We start from the raw sequence: 23,305 nt of genomic DNA on the forward strand, positions 1-23,305 counted from the left end.
TTAATATTAAATTTTAGATATTTATGTGCATTTAAATGAGAAATTCGCCCAATTTCCCGCCCACATATTGGTCAACCTCTGTGATAAAAATACTATATTCATCGACCAGATGGGCAAGAAATCACACCAAAATTGGTTTGCCAAATACATTGGCCAACCAATAATGCCAGCCAGACCGAAAGTTGGGCATAGAACCACCCGATTTTTTCCTCGTCAGAGAGACCTGCGGGGCGCGACCTGGCAACCGCCGCATCGGGGGTCATGAGACAGATGAGAATGATACCCTATCCGGCTCTGATGCAGCAGGCCAATGCTCTAAATGCACCTTTCAGAAAGGGCTCTAAGTCAGACGCTGACCTTCAGCCTGCGACGACCGGCGCGGCCACGGCCACCCGCTTTTTCCGCGCCGCCCTCAGCCACACTAAAACCTTCGCCACCGGCGAGCAGTTGTTTCACGGCGTCCATATGCTGCCACATCGCGACATAGGCGCCATCTCCATCACGGCTGCGGATGGCGCTTGCCAGGCGGGCATGATCTTCAACCCATCGGTCACGATTCTGGGCGCTGTGCAATCTTGGACCAGCCGCTTTCCAGAACGGGTCGTTATCCCGTCGCATCCATAATTGTCCAACCATGATGGTCAGTTCTGCGTTCTGCGTGGCGGCGGCAATCGCCATATGCACCTGCAGCTCAAGCTTTTCCCTGACATCCGCAAAGTCGGCCCGGCCATAATCATCGCATGCCTGCTGGATATGAAGAATATCGTCTTCGGTAACCTGGGTGGCGGCCAGGCGGGCGATATGGCTTTCAAACCACTGGTGTGCCTGTATCAGCTCGAAAGGTCCGCCGGCAGGCAGTAGCTCCCAGGCCGGACGTGACTTGATCTCGACGACCTCAACAGGCTGTATTTCGTAGGCCTTGCGGGTGATGTAGATTCCGGAGCCCTGTCGGGATTGTACGAGCCCCTTCACTTCGAGCATGACCAGAGCGTCACGAATCACGGCCCGCCCGACGCCATAAACCTCAGCCAGTTCACGCTCGGTCGGCAATTTTCCGGAGGCCCGGAATTCACCGGTGCGAATGCGTTGCAGCAGGGAATTCCCCACGCTCTGGTAAGCGCGGACCTCCTTGTCTGCCTCAGTCTTTGCCGTCAGAATATCACCCGACTCCGTCATGCCTGTTCGCCCCTGTCGCAAACTCTGCCTAAATATCCTGCATCCCCGCCGGGGCACTTGTATCTCAATTCTACACTATATCGAAATTGGTTAAACAATTTCAAGCAGAGATGATCTCGGCACCCAATACAGCCCAACTGAATAGATCTCTGATTCCCTAGTTGCAAAAAGGCCAATCGATGTTGGGCGCTCTTACCAGACGTTACCCGTATCCATAAGGGCGCCCTACGCTCCGGTTTATCTTGACGCGTTCGCTATAATTCCCCGTCCTTTCCGGATAGCTAAACAGGCACGCAGTCCATTTCTATTTATCGACGCAGAAGGCGACGTGACGTTTCAGGATGAGCTACAGCCACAGCTGGGGCTTTCGCGCCGGAGAAGCGTCTGCCGTCTTCGCGCGCTCTGACATTGCAACTGTGCCTATCCCGGAATACCGTGCTCCTGGCGTATCAGAAGCTGATAGTGAGGGCCTGTTTATCCGCCGCGAGCCCAACGGTCTTTACGTCAATCCAGTCCTTTTAAAAGATCGTGTGACGGCCAATCAGGTGGTGGGTCTGACACGAACAAGTTTTTACCGTACGGACGAAAAGTGGCCCGGCGTTCGGTATGGTCAAACCGCTTCAAAAACCGCATCACCTCGGAGAAACAGGGGCACGGCGCTTGCCGCATTGACGCCAATATCCCTATCCTTTTATCGACGGCCTTTTTGATGGAATCACTGTTCCCGGTTCACGAATGGCAGAATTTGATGAAAAGCGCTCAGGCGGTAATCGAAATCAATGTCTGGTCAGTCGACGACGGCGATGCGGATGATGCTATCCTGATACAGGAAATCCGCACCAAAGTATTGCCACGACGTGGTATCTCCGCACGAGCGGATGAAATAGGGGAAACCCATGTGTTGGATTGTGCTTAGGAGTAACAAGAGTTACCAGCGGCGAACAAATCAATGTCATAGTCGCAAAAGCGCGCAACAGGAAGCGAACTCGTACATCGACATTTATCATTTGCACCAAAGACCTTCTCACCCTGCATGTCCCGAGGCCTTCGCTAACATGGTACAAAAATACCACAACTCATGATTGCAATCTGATCCTTAAACTATTCGTGAAGTTTTCGCTTAAACAAAAGGTTAGCGACAAACGGAGGCGTATTTGCGCCCCAAAGGAGACGCGGAACGATCTGCGTCACGGTTTGCAATTTTTCGCTCCGAGGCGGACATAGCCCCTTTATTCCAAAGCTAACCAGGCGGCTATGCACACGGGTATGCCAGTCTGAGCTTTAGCGATGGTTGAAGAACAGTCATTTGACAAACGTCCCACGCCTTCATAGTGTCTCCCTAGCGCGCCAGTGGAGCGCCGCCTGTCCGCGGCAAGGGAGAACGCTCCCATCCATCCCGAACCTGATATCTTACGAACCTGTCCCTCCAGCCTTTCGTAAGCGGACGTCTGGCTATGGAAGGAAGGTTTTCCATGTCCCGGGTCATTACCCCTAGAACCGCACTCGACACGCTCAAAAAAGACGCCAAGCGCTGGCTGAAAGCGATCCGCGCCGATGACGCCGAGGCGCGTGAGCGCCTTATCACGGCTTGGCCACAGGCGCCGGATGCGCCAGCCTTGCGCGACATTCAGCATGCCGTGGCGCGTGAATACGGCCACACCAGTTGGATGGCGCTCAGGGCTGCGCTCGATGACCTTGCCCTCGACCGCACCGATCGTGCCGAACGCATCGAGTTGGTACTTGCGCACGCCTGGGAAGGTGACGTCGGCGTCGCCCACCGCATCCTCGCCCGCGACCCGTCAATAGCCACCGAAAACCTGTTCACCGCGGCGATATGCGGCGACGTCGACGCCGTCGATCGTTTCCTCGCCCGCGACTCGAAAGCCGCCACACGCACCGACGGCCGGCGGCAATGGACGGCACTAGCCTACGTCACCTACGGCCGGCTTGACGGCGTCTATGCGGTCACAATCGCGCAAAAACTACTCGAAGCGGGGGCGGACCCTAACTTCCAGTTCGATGACGGCTGGGGCACGCCGTTCAAGGTCTTGACCGGCGCCATCCGTCTCGGCGAAGGCGCCCGCCCCAGCCACCCTCAAGTGCACGCCCTTCTTGACCTGCTAATCGCTTCGGGCGCGGACGCCTACGATTCCCAGTCGCTCTACAATGTCTCGATCGTCGGCGTCGACACCCACTGGTACGACAACCTATGGAGCTATGCCGAAGCCGCCGACGTGACAGATGCCTGGCGGGTGCCCGGCGAAGGCGGGCTGGGCTTCCATATGGGGCTGAGCACGCTCGACTATCTGCTCGGCAATGCCGTGGCTCAGAATCACCTGGAGCGCGCACAATGGCTGCTGGCGCGCGGCGCCAATGCCAATGCGATCAACGGCTATAGCAAACGCCCGGTTGAGGTCATGGCGCGGTTGTCGGGCTTCGGTCAGATGTCGGCCCTGCTGCAACAGCACGGCGCAACGGTCACGCCACTAACGGGGCTCGAGGCCTTTCGCGCCGCTGTCCTGGCCCACGATGCCGACGCCGCCAAAACCCTCCTTGCCGCTGATCCCGGCCTGATCCGCCATCCCGGTCCGCTGCTGGCGGCGGCGGAATTCGGCAATGCAGAAGCGGTCGGCCTGCTGCTCGACCTCGGCGCCTCGCCCCACGGCCTCGATCATGACGGCATCGCGCCGCTGCACCGTGCCGTGCAATCAGGCTCCCAGGCCGCCGTCGAAAAGCTGTTGGCGGCCGGCGCCGATATCGATCTGCGCGAACGCAAATGGCAGGGTACACCGCTGACATGGTCGCGCGTCCTTGGCCACCCACACTTGACGGCTTGGCTGGCCCCGCTCAGCCGCGACGTGCGCGGCCTGGCCTGGCTCGGTCTCACGGACCGCCTGGCCGCTGTTCTCGATGAAGACCCTACGCGCATCGCGTACACCCTTCCCGGCGAAGATGCCCCAACCCTGCTCTTCTGTCTTCCGGACGACGAGGACCAGGCGACCTCCGTCGCCCGCCTGCTGCTGATGCGCGGCGCCGATAGGACCACACGTAATCTTCATGGCAAGACGGCCGCCCAGGCCGCCCGTCTGCGTGGCCTAGACGACGCGGCGGATGTAATAGAAGCGGGATAAACGCGATAGATGATGCCGCTCTTGGGCAAAACCGTCCTACCCGATCGTCGGAAAAAGGTCCGGAACCCAGCATATCCATTAAGCGCCTTCGCGCCCCCATCCGGTCATTTAGGGGTTTATTACATCGTAAGGCCCGAAAGCGCACATCGCCGAGTTGAGCGCCTAACCAGCTTGCCTCAGGTCGAACTGGCTCGACTGATAGCGAACAATTGATCCTTCATGGTTTTAATCCCTTTCACTTAAAATATAGTCGTATATGTTTTACACCGATGACCAGACTGGTCAGAATGAAACTGAAACCTGCGAGGAGCAGGATCAAGATCAGCGTGTTGTGGATGAGCGGATGGTCGGCCAGGAACGGCCAATTCCAGGTATGCAGGGCGTAATAGATCCAGGCATAGGCTTTTGCGGCTGCGATCCATAACCACAAGGATGCGCCCGGTCGCACCACCAATCCGGCCCTTGAGGCTTTCAAATTCAGCCGCAGGTGACATATTTAGAAGTGTCCATTCAGGCTGATCTCAAACGCTCGGGGCGAGCCGAGCATGACTTCAGTGGGATAATATACGTTTCTCCACTGGGCATAAGCTTGCCAACGGAGACCGGTCTTCCCCCCAACGCGGACATTCAGCTTACAAGCTCGGCTAGCAAAGCGGACGATCATCTGGCGTGGTCAATATCTCTATCTGATAAGTTTAGATTAATTACCATTGACTTGGTGTAGATTTGATTTTACACCTTATGGTCACAACCGAAGCTCGCTTCCGGAGAGGCAACATATGCTATCCATGAAAGCCAAATACGCCCTGAAAGCGCTTATTCACATGGCACAAATGGACAAACCCATGCTGCCCAGCAAACAGATTGCCGAGGCAGAAGACATACCGCAGAAGTTCCTCGACAATATTCTTCAGGAGTTGCGCCAGAACGGCATTGTCGATTCGAAGCGCGGTATCTTCGGGGGCTATTTCCTGGCCAAAAGCGCCAGCGACATCTTTCTGGGGGATATTATCCGCATTATCGACGGCCCGCTGGCGCCGATCCGTTGCGCCAGCCTGACGGCCTACCAGAAATGCGAGGATTGCCGCGATGAAGCCGCCTGCCGGCTGCGTCACCTGATGCTGGATGTCCGCAACGCCATGTCCGGCGTCCTCGACAACCGATGTTTGCAGGACCTGGTTACCGATCCGGCTTTGTAAGACGTCCCAAAACCTTCTTTACTTAAATCAGTTATCAAGACGAGGACCACCATGAGTGTACCGTCCAGCGCTCCCATGCGCTCAGATTTAAACGCGTCCGGCCTGACAGAGGTCGAACGCCAGATCCTCACCAGTCTCCAGCAAATCCGCTTCGGTTCGCTGGAAATCGTCATTCACGACTCCCGGGTCGTGCAGATCGAACGCAGTGAAAAGCTGCGTTTCGACGCCAAGGGAAAAGCCCTCAATGAGAGCCTGTCCTGATATCCAAGTTATAAGCGTAACCTACTCATAAAAATCATATTTCGCTGACCGGACCACCGGAAGTGATGCACCCCACACGGAATCATCCTCATGCGAATCTCTCACACTGCCTTAAGCCTCGGCGCGCTTGCCGCCGCCATCGTCTTCACCCCTGCCATTGCTTCCGCCCAGGAAGCTCCCGCCGCAACCGACACGCCTCCCCTGACCCAGGACGAGCGCATTGCCCGCCTCGAACAGGAACTTGACACCCTGAAGCGCCAGCGGGAACTGGACCAGGAGATCGCCACCTCCACGGCGACCAAGACACCGGTCGCCACGCTCGACAAGAAGGGCCTGACCTTCACCTCGGCCGATGGCAAATATGCCTTCGCCCTCAACGCCCAGGTCAATGTCGACATCCACAGTTTCAGCAATGATGGCGGCGCCCTGCGTGACGAAGTCGTCGATCGCCTGATCCGCCCAACCTTTACCGGCAAGGCCGGCAACGCCTCTTTCCGCTTCACGCCGGAACTGGGCGGTTCCTCCTCTGCTGCGGCATCCATCGTTGACGCCTATGTAGAATACAAGTTTTCCGACGCCGTGCAGTTTCGCGGCGGCAAGTTCAAGTCGCCGCTCGGCCTTGAGCGCCTGCAATCGGATGCGGACGTCATCTGGACCGAACGCGGCCACTCAACCAACCTCGTCCCCAACCGCGATGTCGGCTACCAGGTCTTCGGCACCCTGTTCGACAACGCCGTCGAATACCAGGTTGGCCTGTTCAATGGTGCTGCCGACGGCGTCAACCTGAACAACGACCTCGATAACCAGAAGGATGTCGTCTATCGCGTCTTCGCCCAACCTTTCCTCAATTCCAGCGTCGTCTTCCTGCAAGGCTTCGGCATCGGCTATGCCGGCTCGGATGGCAAGCACCTCGGCAATGCCACCGACACCCAGCTTGGCAGCTACAAGACCCCCGGCCAGCAGACCTTCTTCAAGTACGGCACCGGCGTCTATTCCAACGGCAAGGAAACGCGCTCCAACCCGCAAGCCTGGTTCTATGTCAACAACTTTGGCGTCCTTGCCGATTATGTAACCGTGAAGCAGGACGTCGCCTCGGCGTCCGCTACAGCCGAACTGGAAAACAAGGCGCTCGACGTTTCGGCCTCGTGGGTCATCACCGGCGAGAACGTCAACTATAAGGGCGGGGTCAAGCCGGCCAAGGACTTCAGCCTGAAGAACGGCACCTGGGGCGCTTTCGAACTGACCGCCCGCTACGGTTACACCGAAATCGACCCCGACACCTTCACCGGCGGCTTCGCCTCGGCTTCCTCAGCGGCCCAGAAAGCGACTTCCACCGGCTTTGGCATCGGCTGGTACTGGAGCGAAAACCTGAAGCTTCTGGCCGACTATGACTCGACCGAGTTCGACGGCGGGGCCGCTGCCGGCGCCGACCGCCGCAAGGAAGCATTCACCTCCGGCCGCATCCAGTTCCGTTACTAGGCCCAAAGCCCACTTATCGCTTTCTTACATCAATTGAGGCAAGCTGGCCAGATGGGTATTCGGTCAGCTTCCATAGAAGGAACTTCGACATGTCTTTCAGAACCCCAGAACGCAGAACCTTCCTGACCGGCCTGCTCGGCGGCGCCAGTCTCCTGGCCTCCGGCGCGCTCACCCTGGCTGGCCCTGCCCTCGCCAAGACGCGTGAACTGCTCAACGTCTCCTACGACCCGACCCGCGAGCTTTACACCGCCTATAATATTGCTTTCGCCAAGCACTGGAAGGCCACCACCGGCGAGGACATCACCATCCGTCAGAGCCACGGCGGTTCCGGCTCTCAGGCGCGCTCGGTGATCGACGGCAGTCCGGCCGATGTCGTCACGCTCGCTCTTGCTGCCGATATCGACTCGATCTCGCAGAAGGCCGGGCTTCTTCCCGCCAACTGGCAGGGCCGTTTTCCCAAAAACTCGACACCCTATGCTTCGACCATTGTCTTCCTGGTCCGCAAGGGCAATCCGAAGAAGATCAAGGACTGGGATGATCTGATCCGCCTCGATGTCTCGGTCATCACGCCGAACCCGAAGACCTCGGGCGGTGCACGCTGGAACTATCTGGCTGCCTATGCCTACGCCAAAAGGCGCTGGGGCACAGACGCCCTGGCCAGGGAATTTCTGACCAACCTGTTCAACCGTGTGCCGGTGCTCGATACCGGCGCGCGCGGCTCGACTGTCACCTTCGTTGAGCGCGGCGTCGGTGATGTGCTGATCGCCTGGGAAAACGAGGCATATCTGGCCGTCAACCAACTCGGCAAAGGCAGGTTCGATATCGTCTATCCATCGATCTCGATCCTGGCCGAGCCCCCGGTCGCCGTGGTTGACAAGAACGCCGCCAAGAAGGGCAACCTGGCGGCCGCCAAAGAGTATCTCAACTACCTCTACAGCGATGAAGCCCAGGACATCATTGCCCGGAACTATTATCGCCCGTCCAACCCGGCGATCCTGGCGAAATATGCCAGCACCTTCCCGAATATCCCGCTGGTCACCATCAAGGATTTCGGTGGCTGGAAGAAGGTGCAGAAAGAACAGTTCGATTACGGCGGCGTCTTCGACCAGATCACCCGGAAATGACCACAGCCATCACCAGGATATGATTTCCGGGTGATGGCCAAAAGCGAGACGCTGCCGCGCCTACGGCCGCGTCTCGTTCCCTTGCCGCCAATTCCTGATCAACACTTGATTGCCAGGCTTTCCCCTTAACCTGACAGGTACTTTCATGACGGGACAACCCGACACCGCGACCGAGCCGGCCATACCCGACCATTTTCAGGCGCCGCATCCGGCCACCGGCACCACCCATGTGCTGCCGGGCTTCAAGATCACTCTCGGCATCACGCTCTTTTTTCTAAGCGCCATCGTCATCATCCCGCTGGCGGCGCTGGTGGCAAGGCCTTGGGAACATGGCCTGCAAGGCTTCCTGTTCGTCCTGACTGACGAGCGCGTGCTCCATGCCCTGGGCTTGAGTTTCTTCACTGCGCTTGCCGCCGCCGCCGTCAATGTCTTTGCCGGACTGATCGTTGCCTGGTCGCTGACCCGTTATAACTTCCCCGGCCGCAAGCTGCTCGACGCCCTGATCGACCTGCCGTTCGCCCTGCCAACCGCCGTGGCCGGTATCGCCCTGTCGAGCCTCTATGCCTCAACCGGCTGGGTCGGTTCGCTCACCGAACCGTTCGGTCTCAAGATCGCCTATACGCCGATCGGCATTTTCCTGGCCCTGACCTTTATCGGTCTGCCCTTCGTGGTGCGCAGCGTTCAGCCGGTCCTGGCTGAATTCGAAGCCGAGATTGAGGAAGCCGCCGAAACCCTGGGCGCCAATGCCGTTCAAACGACCCTGCGCGTGATCCTGCCCGCCCTGATGCCTTCGCTGGTCACGGGCTTCTCGCTCGCCCTGGCGCGCGGCGTCGGTGAATATGGCTCGGTCATCTTTATAGCCGGCAACATGCCTTATATTTCCGAAATCGCGCCGCTGCTGATTGTCATCAAGCTGCAGGAATATGACTATGCCGGCGCGGCCGCCGTCGGCGTCATCATGCTGGCCATTTCGCTGGTCATCCTGCTGTTCCTCAATATCGTCCAGCGCTTCTTTGCTAACATCGGGAGCGCCAAATGACCGCCAAAGCCGCCCGTTCGCCAAAAACCCTCGGCGCTTTCGCCCTGCTGGCCTTTACCCTGCTGTGGCTGGGCTTCATAATCCTTCTGCCGCTGATCAATGTGCTGGTCACTGCCTTCTCGCAGGGTCTGCCGCCCTATCTGGCCGCCCTGCAAACCGAGGACGCCAGGGCCGCCATTCTCCTGACCCTGCTGGTCGCCGCCATATCTGTGCCGCTCAACGCCATCTTCGGCATCTGCGCTGCCTGGTGTATCACGCGCTTCGAGTTCAAAGGGAAGAGTCTTCTTTTGAGCATCCTCGACCTGCCGTTCTCCATCTCCCCGGTCATTTCCGGCCTGGTGTGGATTCTGCTGTTCGGCGCCCAGGGCTGGTTCGGTTTCCTGCTGCGCGATCACGATATCAAGATCGTCTTCGCCCTGCCGGGGCTGGTGCTGGCCACCGTCCTCGTCACCCTGCCCTTCATCGCCCGCGAACTGATCCCGCTGATGGAAGACCAGGGCACCGATGAAGAGGTCGCCGCCCGCACACTCGGTGCCCGCGGCTGGGATATCTTCTTCCGCGTCACCCTGCCCAATATCAAATGGGCCCTGCTCTACGGCGTGCTGCTGTGTACGGCGCGGGCCATGGGCGAATTCGGCGCCGTCTCGGTCGTTTCCGGCCACATCCGCGGCCTGACCGACACCCTGCCGCTCTATATCGAGATCACCTACAACCAGTACGACACGATCGGCGCCTTCGCCGCTGCCTCTATCCTGGCCGGCCTCGCCATCGTCACCCTCGTCCTCAAAACCCTTCTGGAATGGCGCTTTGCGGGTGAACTCGCTGCCTCACGGAGACACTGAAATGTCGCTCATTATCAACAACGTCAACAAGACTTTCACCAACTTCCCGGCGCTTAAGGATGTGACCTTCGAGGCGAAATCGGGCGAGTTCATTGCCCTGCTCGGTCCCTCCGGCTCCGGCAAGACCACTCTTCTGCGCCTGCTGGCCGGTCTGGATACGCCCAGCAGCGGCGGCATCACCTTCGAGGGCGAGGACTACCTCCGGCTCAATCCACGTGATCGCCGCATTGGCATGGTCTTTCAGTCCTACGCCCTGTTCCGTCACATGACTGTGGCGCAGAACATCGCCTTTGGTCTCAACGTCCGTCCGGCGAAAGAGCGCCCGTCCAAGGCCGAAATCAAGGCCACTGTGGAGCGCCTGCTCAAGCTGATTCAGATGGAGGACCTCGGCAAACGCTATCCGTCCCAGCTCTCAGGCGGCCAGCGTCAGCGCGTGGCCCTGGCGCGGGCTTTGGCCATCAATCCGCGCATCCTGCTGCTCGACGAGCCCTTCGGCGCGCTCGATGCCCTGGTGCGCAAGGACCTGCGCCGCTGGCTGAAACGCATCCACCACGAGACCGGCGTCACCACCATATTCGTGACCCACGATCAGGAAGAAGCGCTCGATCTCGCCGACCGCGTCGTTGTGCTGAAAGCCGGCAGGGTCGAACAGATCGGCACGCCACTGGAAATATTCGATTCTCCCGCATCGGCCTTCGTCTTTGACTTCCTTGGTTCGGCCAATAAATTGCCGTGCCATGTGCAAGCCGGCAAGGCCATGTTCGACAGTTTCGAGGCCCCCATCGCCAACACGGCGGGCGGAGACGGGGATTATATCGCCCGTTTTCGCCCGTTCGAGACCGCGTTGAGCCCGGATGGGCCCGGCATTCCTGTGACTGTGAGCGCAATCCTTGCGGCAGGCAGCGCCTTACGCCTTGAACTGCGAGGCGCGGATGGCGCCCTGTTCGAAACCGAACAGCCGCGTAACCCCGCCTTGACCTACGCCCACGGTGACCGGTTGAGACTGCGGCCACAAAAGGTTTTCATATACCAATGATCCTCGTCCGGTGGGAGGTGGTTCACAAACGCTTAAGCGTGCCATGGGCACGCGCTCGCCCATGCTGTTGCCTATGGCGCCGAACGAGCACCGGTCTCTGGACTTCGTGTCTGATCAGCTCACTGAGGCGCCATTTGCGCATACTGTGTGTCGTGGATGATTGCTCGCGGGAAGTAGCAGGCGGCTCTGCGACAGTTCAGTCACCAAGTCATTTTCCGAAATACGACATTTAGGGCCGAACGAGCTGCGGGTGAAAAAAGCTCCCGATCCAGGGTCTCTCCAAACAACTTGCGGCCGAAAAGGGATGAAATGATCTCATATTCAATGACATCCTGGAGGCATTAGAGAACGGGCGCAGTCCGGTCGTCATCACGGAACTCAAGGACCATCTGCTTCAAAAAATCTTCACCTGTTCCACCGCCACCCGGCACACGATCGTCTAGGACCGCATTTTCTCGGCTTTCCAAGCATCCACACAAGCAAATATTCCGAATAGAGCTGCGCACCCTGCGATAATATAAGCTTGTAAATTTCTGTCAATTTCGATGAAAAAATTTAGACTAGAGGCAGCGCAAGTTAGTACAGCGAATAAAGTTCGTGGAAATTTTATAAGTCTGTAATTTTTGTAAAGCAGCCGCAACCCAATGGGTACATGATCATTCACTACGAATATTCTCATATTTAGTGGAATGATCCGATCGGCAAATATAACAAAAATTACAGTTAAAAGTACGGTCATCCTTGTTTCATTACCCTAAACGTCGAAGAAACCGCCTGCCCTCCCATAAAGGCAATGCTGCCAGTGGAAACTGCTGCAAAATGACAAAGAAATATTTATGATTAATTTAAAAAGGCTGATTTGTCCGAAATGCCAAGCTTACGGCAGACTCCGCAACCACCATGCCGTCATCTGCTTGCTTTAAAATAAATGCGATCTGTGACTCGGTGAACTTTGATTTTTTCATGAAATTCTCCTCATCCCGCAAGCGGAATCTTAAATGGAAAATTCCAGTTTTAAATGGCCTCGATTTTCGGGGAGCAGGTCAAACCCAATAGTTCCCACCGCACGCCAGAATGATGCTTCGGTGCCTATTCTTATTGAGGCGTTTTTTGAAAACGCCGCCTCCAAGATTGTCACCTAAACCTGCCATAACATCGGCAATTGCGGCGCATACCCTGCACCGATCGCTTGAAAGTCGCCCTTGATGCTCACAGGGCTGGTTTGGGCTATTTCCCGCTCGCGTCGAAGGCTATCCTGTCTTTGGATAACGGCAATCGCATGACGTACTTCTACATGGCCAAGGTCATGCGGGCCGAACGCATCAGATTAGGTCTTGAGGCTTATGACCTTCATGCTCTGCGATATCGCGGTGTTATGGAACTGGCATGGGCCGGATGCAGTGATGATGAGATCGCATCCTTCTCAGGACACGCCACGATGGCCATGATTCGGAAATACGCGGGTGAGGCCAGACAGATCATGCGGGCACGTCAGGCGCATGAAAAGCGCCGATAGAACAGAACATGGCCAGAACCAGAAACTGCCAACCATACTGCCAACCTGCAAAACCACAACTCAGTTAAGTCATTGATTTTGTGGTGCCTGGAGCCGGAATCGAACCAGCGACACGCGGATTTTCAATCCGCTGCTCTACCAACTGAGCTATCCAGGCCCTCAAAGCCGGCACCGGTATGTTCGCGGCGCCTGGGGCGGAGGCAGGTCTATAGGGGAGCTATATCCCCTTGTCCAGACGAAAAAGACAAGGATTTCCGAAAAACTGTCAGTCTTCCACATCATCCTCTGATGAGGTCGCCGAAGTCAGTCCGGCATCGCTGTCTTCCTCGCTGACAGATAGGCTGCCGCCTCCATCGATGACGTAATCTCCCTTCAGCCAGTGGACCAGGTCGACATCGGCGCAGCGCTTGGAACAGAACGGCGCGAAGCTTTTCGCGGCATTGGCCACGCCTTCCAGCGCCTCGCCGTAAGGCTTTTGACAGCGAGTGCATTTACGGATCATATGATAACAACCTCATGCTGGACTGCGGCTTCCAGACGGATGATCGCCGACAGCGGATCATGCGACGCTGCCAGCAGCGGACGGATAATATCTAGTACGGCCGCCGGCGCGCGCAAGGTCAGCAGCCGCCCTGGCGCTCCCCCGGCGCGCTTCACGGCTTCGCGCAGCAACAGGTGTGCCGCCCGGATGGGCGATCGAATCGTATCCATCAGCGGCGTGGCGCCCCACGGGCGGACAAATTCCAGCGTGCCGAACTTGCCGACCGGACCGAGGATAAGCTTGTCCGCCTCCGGGCCGAAACCCGCCCGCAGCAGACTATGCAAACGCCCGGCATCATGCCGCTTGCCGATCAGGTCGATGACGATCAATCCAGCCAATCCGGAAAGCCGCAGCCGTCGGCCGATATCGCTGACGGCGCGCTCATTGCAGGCTTTGGCGAAAGCCTTCGGCGTGGTGATGCCCTCCCCGCCCGCCGAATCGACATCACAGGCGATCAGGGCGCGCGTGCGCTCAACGCTGAGATAACCGCCGCCCGGTAATGGTTCTGACGGATTGAGCGCAGCGTCTTCCGCCGCATCGAGAACATCAAAATCAACGATTGATTCAACATGTTCACCCAGCTCGGCGGCGCGCGCCAGCAAGCGATCCTTTAGGGATTGAACCGGAGATATCCGGCGCGGCTCGCCGGTTGCAGGCCCGATCAAGCGTGCCCGCGCCAATTTCTCCACGCGTGATTCGGCAATGATCTCGACTTCCAGCGCCGTGCCTTCGGTCAACTTGGCAAAGACCTCCTGCGGCACATCAAGCACGGCCTCGCTCCCATCGGCCAGCGCCAAGAAGGCCAGGCCCCCGGCCTTGCTTTTCAGGCGGGCCACCGAGCGGACATTAACCATAGTCAACGATTGATTGAATTCATAACCCTCGGCATAGAGATGCGGCAGGCCATTGATGCAGACCGCACCGCGCGCCAGCCCGAACCGGCTTTCATAATGCAGGGTAATCACGGCCTGTAGCCCGCGCCATCGAGCAGGCAGCGCGTCTCGTAAAGCGGCAATCCCATGACGCCGGTATAGCTGCCGACGAGTTGGGTCACATAGCTGCCGGCGAGGCCCTGGATGGCGTAGCCACCGGCCTTGCCGATCCCCTCGCCGCACGCCAGATAGGCGGCAATATCGACGTCACTCAGTCGCTTGAAGGTCAGGCGGGTCTCGACCAGGCGAGACGCCAATTTACCGACCGGGCTGACTACGGCCACGCCGGTATAGACGCGGTGGCCTCGACCGGAGAGCAATTTGAGGCAGGCCGCCACGTCGGCTTCGGTATCGGCCTTGTCGAGTACCCGGCGCCCAACACAGACGACCGTATCGGCCGCCAGAACATATCCGGGCGTTACGGCCGCCACTGCCTGCGCCTTGGAGACAGCCAAACGCAGCGCCAGTTGCGCCGGGGTTTCATCTTTCAGTGGGGATTCGTCAAGATCAGCCGCCGCGATATGGTCAGGGACAATCCCGATCTGGGCCAGAAGATCGCGGCGGCGCGGGCTGGCGCTGGCCAAAATCAGGTTCGCGCGCTCAGCCATCAGGCGCTTAACTTACTTGAAGCGGTAGGTAATACGACCCTTCGTCAGGTCATAGGGCGTCATTTCGACCAGGATACGGTCGCCGGCCAGCACGCGGATGCGGTTCTTGCGCATCTTGCCGGCAGTGTGGGCGATAATTTCATGGCCGCTTTCTTCCAGCTTGACGCGGAAAGTGGCGTTCGGCAGCAGTTCAACGACCGTGCCCGGAAATTCCAACAGTTCTTCTTTTGCCATACGGCCCCTCTGGATGCGGACGGAATCCTCAACCGGACTCACATCGCTCAAAATATCAGATTGCGCCCTTTATACCCAAAGGCAGCCAGTGGAAAGCCCAAAAAGGAAAACGCGCCTTGCCGGGGGAAGCAAGGCGCGTTTGAAGTGAAGAGGTTCCGGAGGGGGGAATTAGAACTTCTTCACGAGGCTGAGGGTGGCCGTATCGGCATTGCCCTTGTCACCGGTAAAATCCGAACGCGTATAGTCGGCGCGGACGGCATATTCAGGGTTGATGTGGTACTGGCCGCCGATGCCGTAATCGAGCGCGGTACCCTGTTCCATCTTGCCGGCAGCGGCCGGCGCCTTAAGATCGGTGTCGGAGACACCGACGCGGCCGATCAGGTCGAAGCTCGGCGATACCGGCAGGTAGCCAACGCCATAGACAGCGGCCTTGTTGGTCAGCTTGTAATTGCCGCCAACACCATTGTCATCGTTGGTGCCGAAAGCGGCTTCGCCTTCAACGCCGAAATGGGGGGTGATCTTTGTGCCGACACGGGCATTGACGCTGCCCAGCTTGGAATCGGTGTTGTCATTGTCGGTCTGCTGATAGCCAAGCGAACCGTAGACATGGCCCACGTCCTGGGCGCTGGCAGCCGAACCGATAGCAAGGGTGGCCACGGCAGCCGTGGCGATAAGAAGGGTCTTCATAGCATGTGCTCCATATTTGAACTGGTCACGCACCGGGGAGAATGCGGGCCGGACGATCTTCGCCATTTGGCATCATGTCGTCCGAGTTCAATATGGCGATGCCGGCGGGCCTTCGTGGGGCGATTGCAGGGTCTTTTTGAGGTCTTTGCGGCCAAATAAGACCTTATGGTCACCCTTCCGCCCCGATTAAGGCGAACCGTGTGATATGTGGCCGGTTTTAGCCCGATTCACGCCTCGTTGCTGAACGAAGATGAATGAAATAAATGTAATAAAATCATAAAGATAGGAAAAATATGCCGACTCAGATTCGCACCAATGCATTGACGAGCGTAAACAGGCGTCGCGCCGTCTCATGATCGATGGCCACCTTGCCCTTGAGTCGCTCGGCCAGCAGTTCGGCGCCTTCATTATGGACACCGCGGCGGCCCATATCGATTGACTCGATCTGCGCCGGCGTGGCGTTCTTCAGGGCCTCGTAATAGCTTTCACAGATGAGGCGGTAATCACGCAGCATCATCTTGAAAGGCGCCAGAGACAGCATAATCTTGCGGGCGAAGTCCGGCCCGGTGATATCGAAAACCAGCCGGTTGTCTTCCAGGGCCAGCCGCAGGTCGAACGGCCCCTGCCCTTCCGCCACACCTTCGGGCACGAAACTGTTCTTCTCGATCAGGTCGAACATGGCGACCTTGCGCTCGTGCTCCACCTGGTCCGAGGGCGCGCTTAAGGACGCTTCATCGATGTCGATCCGGGCGATACGCATGGCAATAAACCTCTCACTTTCGGTCCCAAAGCAGGATGAGCATAACTGCGCCTGATTTGGCAAGGGCAAGTCCCAAAGGGTCAGAAATGCTCCGGCGTACTGCGGGCGCGGCGCGGGGCGGCGAGGTCGAGCAGGAGTACGTCGATGCATTCCGCCTCGATGCGGATGTCCCGGTGGCTCGCGCCGGCAAAACGCAGGATCAGGGCAACGGCAGGCGCTTCCAGGGGCTCGACCGCAATATCGAGCAGGCTCAGCGGCAGGTTCGCCTGTTTGATATCCAGCCCGCGCATTTTGACCGCCGTCACGCCCGAAACCCGCAGGACGCTCGGCGCACGCAAGGGAATGCCTTTTCCGGCCTCGTGGCAGAAGCGGTTCATGCGCAGGGTGAAGTGACGGCCGGCCGGATCATAGCTGAGGTCGCCGGCGCGCAGGGCGGCATCCTGCACCAGGGCCGAAATGGCCGGCAGGTCGTCGGCGTCCTGCGCCATCAGGCGCAAGGGCTTTGCCGGCGCTTTTCCTAGCCCGAAAAGCCCCATCTATTCGTCTTCCATGACCGGCGTGTCGCCTTTGATGCGGCGTATCTTCGCACCGCAGGCCGACAGCTTGCCTTCCAGATTCTCAAAGCCGCGATCCAGGTGATAGACGCGGTTGACCGTGGTTTCGCCACGCGCCGCCAGACCGGCGATCACCAGACAGGCCGAAGCCCGCAGGTCGGTGGCCATCACCTGCGCACCGCGCAGTTCCGCCACGCCATGGACGCGGGCTTCGCTGCCGGTGACACGAATATCGGCGCCCAGGCGGCCCAGTTCAGGGACGTGCATGAAACGGTTCTCGAAGATGGTCTCTTTGATGACGCTCTCTCCCGTGGCCAGGGTCATCAAAGCCATGAACTGCGCCTGGAGATCGGTGGCGAAACCGGGATAGACATCGGTGGTCACGTCAACCGGCTTGATGGCGCCGGAGCGCTTGATGGTGACGGTATCGAAGCCGCGATGGACCTCGCAGCCCGCCTCGACCAGCTTATCGAGCAGGATGGAGATCAGTTCCGGCCGCACCTTGGTCAGGCGTACCTCACCGCCAGCCATGGCGCCCGCCACGGCATAGGTGCCGGCCTCGATGCGATCGCAGATCACCGACCAGTCCGTGCCATGCAGGCTGGCGACGCCTTCCACGACGATAGTGGTGGTGCCGTGGCCAGAGACCTTGGCGCCCATGGCGTTCAGGCATTCGGCCAGGTCGGAGATTTCCGGTTCGCAGGCAGCGTTTTTCAGGACGGTCGTGCCGTGGGCAAGTACGGCGGCCATAAGGGCGTGTTCGGTGGCGCCGACGGAAACGAAGGGGAACTCGATCTCGGCGCCCTTCAGGCCGCGCGGCGCCTGGGCGAAAACATAGCCTTCGTGCATATCAATATGGGCGCCCAGGGCTTCCAGCGCCTTCAAATGCAGATCAACCGGACGGGCGCCGATGGTGCAGCCGCCGGGCAAGGAGACCTTGGCATGGCCGGTACGGGCGATCAAAGGCCCCAGTACGTTGAACGAGGCGCGCATCTGGCGCACCAGGTCGTAGGGCGCAAATGCCGATGTGATTTCGGGGGTATGCAGCAGGGTTTCCTGGCCGTCCGCGCCATCCGATTCGGTGATCTGGGTGCCGAAGCGCGTGAGAAGCCTGCCCAGCAGGCGGGTATCGGCCAGGCGCGGCATATTGGTCAGGCGCACCGGTTCGGAAGTCAGCAGGGACGCGGCCATCAGCTTGATGGCGGAATTCTTTGCGCCCGAAACGGGAATGTCTCCGAAAAGAGGGGTGCCCCCCTCGATAGCTATGCGATCCATGAACCGGCCTGTAACTCGAACCTTGGCGCCAAAGCGGCGAATACGCGGTTCTACATGACATTAAGCCTTGCGCAATACATGCTTGCGCTTTTAGGACTCGTTTTGCTTCCCTTTTTCGTTATCAGCGGCAGCCTGTTCGTCAGGGGTGGCGGCAGCGGCCTTACGGCGGCGCAGATTATCACGCAGGGCCGACTGAAGACGCGCAGCGCGCATCTCTGCCTGGGTCAGCTTGCGTTTCGGAATTTTGGGCATTTCAGACATAAAAAAAGCCACTCGGTTTGGGACGAGAGGCTCAGGGCTTAAGAAATCCGGGGATTAATTGCAAGCGGGATGATTTTTCGACCCGGCCCGCGCATTTTTCGCTTTGTCTTTTCACAAACTTTGGCTATAGCCCCCGCCTCGGGTGACGTTCGCGTCCCCGTTCGCCGCGTTAGCTCAGTGGTAGAGCGCATCCTTGGTAAGGCTGAGGTCGAGAGTTCGAGTCTCTCACGTGGCACCACGTTTCCCCGACCCTGAAAAGGGTTGGGGAAGCACCAACCCTCTCCTTACAAGTTTGCCTTCTCTAATTTTTCAGGCCGTTTATCGCCAGAAAGAGCTCGGAATCAAAGCCGCACATATGGCGCAAGGTATCCGATGTATCAAGCTTGCGGCGAAACACCGCGTCGCTGACGTGTTGGCTCTTCCGGCCATCATCAAATGTGCGTTGGGTAAAATTGAAATCGATGCGGAACATGAAGCTATCCTTGTAATGAATTGTTACGATAAATAGCTTTTCGTGAGTGATGACGCGATACCAGCCTAGGCTTAATCCCGCAAAAACGGTGTAAATAAACCGGACGACCGCGCCGTCACCGGCTTACTGATCGTGCCCCTGGTCGACGAAACGGCCGATCAGGCCGGCCACGGCGACCAGCACGGTGATCTTCGCCATGCCCTGTGCCGGGATCAGTGCCTTCAGTTCGTCCGGCACCTGTAACCAGATTGTGGGGATGGCCACCACCGCGCCGAGCGCCCAGGTCGAATAGGCTTTCAGGGTCGCACGCCAGTTATCAATCAGCTTCATTTGATTAGCTCCTGTAGGGAAATTTGAACATTGAAACGGAAGTCATCGCGCGGTTGCCTGTCCCGGTATTGGCGGTGGCGGCGAAAAGGCCCAGTTCGGCCGACCAGCAGACCCCATACCAGCCATTGTCGGCAGCGCTTGAACGGGTCGACCAGTTGACGCCGTCCGGTGAGGTCATGACGCGATTGCCAGTGCCCGAGTCGCTGACGGCGCAAAACAGGCCGAGTTGAGACGACCAGGCGACGCTTTGCCAGGTATTGTCTGCGGCGCTGGTGCGGCCTGTCCAGGCCACCCCGTCCGGCGACGTCATGGCCCGGTTGCCCGTACCGGTGACGGACACGGCGCACAAAAGCCCCAGTTCAGGCGACCAGCAGACCCCGTGCCAGTTATTGTCCGCCACGCTAGTGCGCGCGGTCCAGATGATGCCGTCAGGGGAAGTCATGACACGATTGCCTGTGCCACTGTCGCTGACGGCGCAGAAAAGGCCCAGTTCCGGCGCCCAGCAGACGGATATCCAGTTATTGTCAGTGGCGCTGGCGCGCGCTGTCCAGGTGATGCCGTCAGGCGAGGTCATCACACGGTTTGCCGTCCCCGTCGCCGCCACCGCGCAGAACAGCATGAGCTCCGGCGACCAGCATATGCCGCGCCAGGCATTGTCGGCTGCACTTGAACGGGCCGTCCAGGTGATGCCATCCGGTGAGGTCATGACGCGGTTACCTGTGCCGGAATTGGCAATCGCACAGAAGAGCCCCAATTCTGGTGACCAGCAGACCGAAAGCCAGTTATTATCGGCCGCGCTGGTCCGCGCCGTCCATGTAATGCCGTCCGGTGAGGTCATCACGCGATTGCCCGTGCCGGTTTCACTGACAGCGCAGAACAGCCCCCGCTCCGCCGACCAGCACAGCGATCGCCAGCCGTTGTCAGCGGCGCTGGTGCTGACCAGCCAGGCCGCGCCCGTCACGTAATTACGCGCGGGAATATGGGGCGTCTGAAAATTGCCCTTGGCGAAGCGCGCGCGACCACTGAAACGGTTGATCGTGAGGGCATTGCGCCACGCCGCCCCGTCGCCTGAAACTTTCAAAGTCAGATCATTATTGCCAAGCAGTCCGATGATGGCCCGGCCGCTATAGCCTTTCTGCAGCAGTATCTGCGCACTGTTGCCATCGGCCTCCTTGTTGAGGGTCAGCGAAATGTCGCCGCTACCACCTTCGGCCACCGTCCTGCCGCTGAGCAGCGCCGCCGGCCCCTTCATGGCCAGCACATTATAGGCATCCGCCGTCGTGCCGACACCGAGGCGACTAAGATTGGCCAGCGCCTTGATCGCGTCCTCGAACGCCGTCCAGCCCGAGGCCGTGCGCAGCAGGAAAACGCCTTCGCTTTTGACAAAGACAATGGCACCTTCGGGAAAGACGACCGTTTCCCAGATGCCGCCCTCGGCGCGCACAAAAGTGCCGGCGGAAAGCGACGCCCACGCAGCACCCGTGGGGGTGGCCGGCAGGATATAGCTGTCACCGTCGGCAGGCGTGGCCGGTTGCGCGCTGAGGGTTCGGCTGAGCGCCTGCGCCTGGACGAGGCTTTCCAGCCGCATCAGGCCGGCGTTCATGACAATGCGCTTCTGGCTGTGATCGCCGATCAGCGGCAGTTGGAGTCGGGGTGTCGTATCGCTCACGCCTCACCTTTGCTTCAGGAATGGACAGATGCCTGAAGGATGAGGCGGTAACGATCAGCGGGGATTATTTATCCGAGATAGACAAGCCGCTTCTTGCCTTTTGTGGCGCGCATTTCGCCGATATTGTCCTGATGACTGCCGTCCCGGTGGGCCTGGGAGGCGCTACCTTCGATAAAGAGCGTCTTATCGATATCCTTCTGGATCATGTGGGCGGCATAGAGATGCCCCTGGAAGAAGGTATCCAGGATACTGCCGGCAGGGATTACCGGAATAATACCATCGAACACGCTGATGCCGCTATCCATGGCCAGAACGATAAAGGCGGCCACCAGGGTTACCGGGTCGCAGCGCGCGCGTAGCCCCTGGAGGAGGATAAACCCGCCGGCCAGCACCGAATAGACGGGTGCTACGCCCGGAAACCAGGCCAAAATACCATCCAGACCGATGATATTGATCGGTCCGATGCCGATGATGCGATCGGATAGTCGCTTGACCGTATCGACCGAGTCATAGATGCGCCGCACTTCGTCATGTGTTTTTGCGAACATGGCCCTTGCCCCCCAATGGATCGACACATATAGACGCTACAGACTGGCACTATTAACCAGTAGCGGGGCGGACACCGCTTTTGTCAATACTGATTGGACTCAGATGCGCGTGATCACTGTCCTCAGAACAAGCTGGTCAAGTCTGTGCATCGGCGCATCAGCCCTGTCACTGGCGGGCGGACTGATCTGCCTCAAGACCTTTCATTACCCCCTGCTCTATCTCATCGATATCTTCACCCTGCCGTTTCTGACACTGACAGTGGGTCTGACCATCGCCTTCTGGCTGATCCGTGAAAAAACCGCCTGGCGGCTCGGTGCGGTCGCCAGTGGCGTCTGGCTGCTGGCCCTGGCGCCGCAAGCCTTCGTGACGCAAGCTCCGGCGCCGGACAAGGTGCCTGCTGTGCGGCTGATGTTTTCCAACCTGTATATCTACAACAAAACGCCCGAGCGCCTGCTGGACTGGGTGGATGCGGAAAAGCCTGACATCATCGCCACGGTTGAAAACCTGACCGATCCCAAATTCACGCCGACGGTCAATCGCCGCTATCCTTACCAGTACAAATACCGCGATACGGTCGTCTATTCACGTTACCCAATACTGGCAAGCCATCGCGGCGATACGGAATACAGCTTCGACATGCTCGATATCCGCACGCCCCAGGGCCTGATGCACCTGGCGGTCGTGCATCTCTGCCAGCCGAAGATCGAGACCCATGACTGCCAGTCGTCGCAAATGATGCGTTTGCGGGCAGACATAACAGCGGATCAGCGCCCGAACACAGTCATGGTCGGGGACTTCAACTCTGACCTAAGCGCCTATCTGTTACAGGATTTCGCGCACGACATGGGTTTCAGGCCGATGGCGGCGCCGATCGGCACATGGCCATCGGTATTGCCGGGCGTATTGCGCATCGGCATCGACAACGCTTTCGCCGGCAAGCATTTCAGCCTGTCACGCCGCAAGGTGGGGCCGGATAACGGATCGGACCACCGGCCGATTGTGGTCGATATCCGGCCGGCGGGCGCTTAAACCTTTTTCGTGGGCTTCTTCACAGCCGAGACGGCCTTGGCGATCGGCTTGGGTTCGACCTTGGCGGCCGCTTTAAGAACGGCCGGCGCTTTCACCGCCGGATCACTGACCGCCACGGGGGCTTCAATCACCGGATCAAAGACCACTTCAGGTTCCGGCGCGACCTCCGCGACTGTATCCGTTGCCTTTTCTACGGCTTCCGCGGCGACCTTGACAGTAGCCTTTGCCACATCCGCTGTTTTATCGGCCATGGCGCTGGCCTCCTTTTCAGCCGCATTGGCCACAGGTTCCGCAGCGGCCGTTGACGCTCCCCAAACACCGAAGCCCGGCCATTTTCCGGCGAGGTCGGTCATTTGCGGTATGTCCTTCAGCAAACCTTCGCTCTTGCTGAGGCTTTGCGTCATCGCCCAGGCGCCCAGGCCGAAGCTGGAAGCAGCCCAGAAGGGCACCCACATCGGCGACAGCGCACCGACCCAGAAGTTCACCACTTTTTCGGAGGCCGCCTTGACCTCTTCCGGCGTGGCGGGAAATTTCGGCGTAGGATAATCGGTCATGCTCAACATCTCGGCCTCTGGGTTATGGGAATATTGCGGCGCAACAT

General features: G+C 58.8%; 26 protein-coding genes, 2 tRNA genes and 2 pseudogenes. 13 read left to right on the forward strand and 17 right to left on the reverse strand.

All coding sequences use genetic code 11. From position 1 onward, the window contains the following. Positions 1 to 345 precede the first annotated feature (345 nt). Positions 346 to 1,176, reverse strand: a complete 831-nt coding sequence (locus tag BLO49_RS16190) for a GntR family transcriptional regulator (protein ID WP_090650458.1) — start codon at positions 1,174 to 1,176, stop codon at positions 346 to 348. A gap of 589 nt (positions 1,177 to 1,765) precedes the next feature. Between BLO49_RS16190 and BLO49_RS16195 the strand changes: the two genes are divergently transcribed. The 10 genes and pseudogenes from BLO49_RS16195 to BLO49_RS18265 form a co-directional block, all read left to right on the forward strand. Further along, on the forward strand, positions 1,766 to 2,092 hold the full coding sequence (locus tag BLO49_RS16195) for a hypothetical protein (RefSeq protein WP_090650459.1): 327 nt from the start codon (positions 1,766 to 1,768) through the stop codon (positions 2,090 to 2,092). A 556-nt stretch (positions 2,093 to 2,648) separates the two neighbouring features. Further along, positions 2,649 to 4,307 carry an ankyrin repeat domain-containing protein gene (locus BLO49_RS16200; protein WP_139159723.1) on the forward strand — a complete coding sequence of 553 codons (1,659 nt, stop codon included), beginning with the start codon at positions 2,649 to 2,651 and terminating at the stop codon, positions 4,305 to 4,307. 788 nt (positions 4,308 to 5,095) lie between these two features. Continuing rightward, complete coding sequence (locus BLO49_RS16210; protein ID WP_220083763.1) at positions 5,096 to 5,506, forward strand: RrF2 family transcriptional regulator; 411 nt, start codon at positions 5,096 to 5,098, stop codon at positions 5,504 to 5,506. A 75-nt stretch (positions 5,507 to 5,581) separates the two neighbouring features. Beyond that, on the forward strand, positions 5,582 to 5,767 hold the full coding sequence (locus BLO49_RS16215; RefSeq protein ID WP_090650466.1) for a YezD family protein: 186 nt from the start codon (positions 5,582 to 5,584) through the stop codon (positions 5,765 to 5,767). 90 nt (positions 5,768 to 5,857) lie between these two features. After that, positions 5,858 to 7,246, forward strand: a complete 1,389-nt coding sequence (locus tag BLO49_RS16220) for an OprO/OprP family phosphate-selective porin (protein ID WP_090650467.1) — start codon at positions 5,858 to 5,860, stop codon at positions 7,244 to 7,246. An 89-nt stretch (positions 7,247 to 7,335) separates the two neighbouring features. Continuing rightward, a complete protein-coding gene (locus BLO49_RS16225) occupies positions 7,336 to 8,370 on the forward strand; it encodes a sulfate ABC transporter substrate-binding protein (protein ID WP_090650469.1) in 1,035 nt (344 codons plus the stop codon). 145 nt (positions 8,371 to 8,515) lie between these two features. Next, positions 8,516 to 9,409 carry a sulfate ABC transporter permease subunit CysT gene (gene cysT, locus BLO49_RS16230; protein ID WP_090650470.1) on the forward strand — a complete coding sequence of 298 codons (894 nt, stop codon included), beginning with the start codon at positions 8,516 to 8,518 and terminating at the stop codon, positions 9,407 to 9,409. Next, positions 9,406 to 10,251: a sulfate ABC transporter permease subunit CysW gene (gene cysW / locus BLO49_RS16235; protein ID WP_090650472.1), complete on the forward strand. Its 846-nt coding sequence runs from the start codon at positions 9,406 to 9,408 to the stop codon at positions 10,249 to 10,251. The genes cysT and cysW overlap by 4 nt, the downstream gene beginning before the upstream one ends. Position 10,252: 1 nt before the next feature. After that, positions 10,253 to 11,287 (forward strand): sulfate/molybdate ABC transporter ATP-binding protein, encoded by a 1,035-nt coding sequence (locus BLO49_RS16240; protein WP_090650473.1) that lies wholly within the window; start codon positions 10,253 to 10,255, stop codon positions 11,285 to 11,287. 34 nt (positions 11,288 to 11,321) lie between these two features. Next, positions 11,322 to 11,460, forward strand: a pseudogene (locus BLO49_RS18265) (IS3 family transposase); the annotation flags it as partial. Between the two features lie 870 nt (positions 11,461 to 12,330). Here the strand turns inward: BLO49_RS18265 and BLO49_RS16245 are convergent. Next, positions 12,331 to 12,453, reverse strand: a pseudogene (locus tag BLO49_RS16245) (type II toxin-antitoxin system RelE/ParE family toxin); the annotation flags it as partial. A 23-nt stretch (positions 12,454 to 12,476) separates the two neighbouring features. On the opposite strand from BLO49_RS16245, the gene BLO49_RS16250 reads away from it, so the two are divergent. Then, positions 12,477 to 12,803 carry a hypothetical protein gene (locus BLO49_RS16250; RefSeq protein ID WP_181444866.1) on the forward strand — a complete coding sequence of 109 codons (327 nt, stop codon included), beginning with the start codon at positions 12,477 to 12,479 and terminating at the stop codon, positions 12,801 to 12,803. An 81-nt stretch (positions 12,804 to 12,884) separates the two neighbouring features. On the opposite strand, the gene BLO49_RS16255 is transcribed toward BLO49_RS16250, so the two are convergent. From BLO49_RS16255 to BLO49_RS18450, 10 genes are all read right to left on the reverse strand, one after another. Then, a tRNA-Phe gene (locus BLO49_RS16255) sits at positions 12,885 to 12,960 on the reverse strand. A 108-nt stretch (positions 12,961 to 13,068) separates the two neighbouring features. Next, entirely contained in the window at positions 13,069 to 13,305 is a 237-nt protein-coding gene (locus tag BLO49_RS16260) for a DNA gyrase inhibitor YacG (protein ID WP_090650476.1), read from the reverse strand. Next, positions 13,302 to 14,309 (reverse strand): ribonuclease E/G, encoded by a 1,008-nt coding sequence (locus BLO49_RS16265; protein ID WP_090650477.1) that lies wholly within the window; start codon positions 14,307 to 14,309, stop codon positions 13,302 to 13,304. Before BLO49_RS16265 ends, BLO49_RS16260 begins: the two co-directional genes overlap by 4 nt. After that, the gene (locus tag BLO49_RS16270) at positions 14,306 to 14,884 is read right to left on the reverse strand and encodes a Maf family protein (RefSeq protein WP_090650479.1); all 579 of its coding nucleotides are present in this window, start codon (positions 14,882 to 14,884) and stop codon (positions 14,306 to 14,308) included. The genes BLO49_RS16265 and BLO49_RS16270 overlap by 4 nt, the downstream gene beginning before the upstream one ends. A 12-nt stretch (positions 14,885 to 14,896) precedes the next feature. Beyond that, positions 14,897 to 15,118: a translation initiation factor IF-1 gene (gene infA, locus BLO49_RS16275; protein WP_023450735.1), complete on the reverse strand. Its 222-nt coding sequence runs from the start codon at positions 15,116 to 15,118 to the stop codon at positions 14,897 to 14,899. A gap of 168 nt (positions 15,119 to 15,286) precedes the next feature. After that, on the reverse strand, positions 15,287 to 15,805 hold the full coding sequence (locus tag BLO49_RS16280; protein WP_170828370.1) for a porin family protein: 519 nt from the start codon (positions 15,803 to 15,805) through the stop codon (positions 15,287 to 15,289). Between the two features lie 301 nt (positions 15,806 to 16,106). Further along, on the reverse strand, positions 16,107 to 16,565 hold the full coding sequence (locus BLO49_RS16285; protein ID WP_090650480.1) for a UPF0262 family protein: 459 nt from the start codon (positions 16,563 to 16,565) through the stop codon (positions 16,107 to 16,109). An 80-nt stretch (positions 16,566 to 16,645) separates the two neighbouring features. Continuing rightward, complete coding sequence (locus tag BLO49_RS16290; RefSeq protein ID WP_090650482.1) at positions 16,646 to 17,101, reverse strand: DUF2948 family protein; 456 nt, start codon at positions 17,099 to 17,101, stop codon at positions 16,646 to 16,648. Further along, the gene (gene murA / locus BLO49_RS16295) at positions 17,102 to 18,394 is read right to left on the reverse strand and encodes a UDP-N-acetylglucosamine 1-carboxyvinyltransferase (protein ID WP_090650483.1); all 1,293 of its coding nucleotides are present in this window, start codon (positions 18,392 to 18,394) and stop codon (positions 17,102 to 17,104) included. Positions 18,395 to 18,484: 90 nt separating this feature from the next. Continuing rightward, positions 18,485 to 18,655, reverse strand: coding sequence for a hypothetical protein (locus BLO49_RS18450; protein WP_170828363.1), 171 nt, complete (start codon positions 18,653 to 18,655; stop codon positions 18,485 to 18,487). 163 nt (positions 18,656 to 18,818) lie between these two features. Between BLO49_RS18450 and BLO49_RS16300 the strand changes: the two genes are divergently transcribed. Next, positions 18,819 to 18,893 (forward strand) — tRNA-Thr (locus BLO49_RS16300). A 63-nt stretch (positions 18,894 to 18,956) separates the two neighbouring features. On the opposite strand, the gene BLO49_RS18455 is transcribed toward BLO49_RS16300, so the two are convergent. The 4 genes from BLO49_RS18455 to BLO49_RS16315 all read right to left on the reverse strand — a co-directional run bounded on the left by BLO49_RS18455 (position 18,957) and on the right by BLO49_RS16315 (position 21,674). Beyond that, positions 18,957 to 19,127: a hypothetical protein gene (locus BLO49_RS18455; RefSeq protein ID WP_170828371.1), complete on the reverse strand. Its 171-nt coding sequence runs from the start codon at positions 19,125 to 19,127 to the stop codon at positions 18,957 to 18,959. Between the two features lie 123 nt (positions 19,128 to 19,250). Further along, positions 19,251 to 19,457, reverse strand: coding sequence for a DUF7940 domain-containing protein (locus BLO49_RS16305; RefSeq protein WP_090650484.1), 207 nt, complete (start codon positions 19,455 to 19,457; stop codon positions 19,251 to 19,253). A 4-nt stretch (positions 19,458 to 19,461) separates the two neighbouring features. After that, entirely contained in the window at positions 19,462 to 21,126 is a 1,665-nt protein-coding gene (locus tag BLO49_RS16310) for a DUF2793 domain-containing protein (protein ID WP_090650485.1), read from the reverse strand. 68 nt (positions 21,127 to 21,194) lie between these two features. Continuing rightward, positions 21,195 to 21,674 carry a DUF4112 domain-containing protein gene (locus BLO49_RS16315; protein WP_090650603.1) on the reverse strand — a complete coding sequence of 160 codons (480 nt, stop codon included), beginning with the start codon at positions 21,672 to 21,674 and terminating at the stop codon, positions 21,195 to 21,197. A 103-nt stretch (positions 21,675 to 21,777) separates the two neighbouring features. Here BLO49_RS16315 and BLO49_RS16320 point away from each other — a divergent pair, with 103 nt between their 5' ends. After that, complete coding sequence (locus BLO49_RS16320; RefSeq protein ID WP_170828372.1) at positions 21,778 to 22,704, forward strand: endonuclease/exonuclease/phosphatase family protein; 927 nt, start codon at positions 21,778 to 21,780, stop codon at positions 22,702 to 22,704. Here the strand turns inward: BLO49_RS16320 and BLO49_RS16325 are convergent. Then, complete coding sequence (locus BLO49_RS16325; protein WP_139159724.1) at positions 22,701 to 23,258, reverse strand: hypothetical protein; 558 nt, start codon at positions 23,256 to 23,258, stop codon at positions 22,701 to 22,703. The two genes, BLO49_RS16320 and BLO49_RS16325, sit on opposite strands and share 4 nt — an antisense overlap. Between the last annotated feature and the right edge of the window lie 47 nt (positions 23,259 to 23,305).

The organism is Asticcacaulis taihuensis (genome assembly GCF_900100255.1).
Taxonomy (GTDB): domain Bacteria; phylum Pseudomonadota; class Alphaproteobacteria; order Caulobacterales; family Caulobacteraceae; genus Asticcacaulis; species Asticcacaulis taihuensis.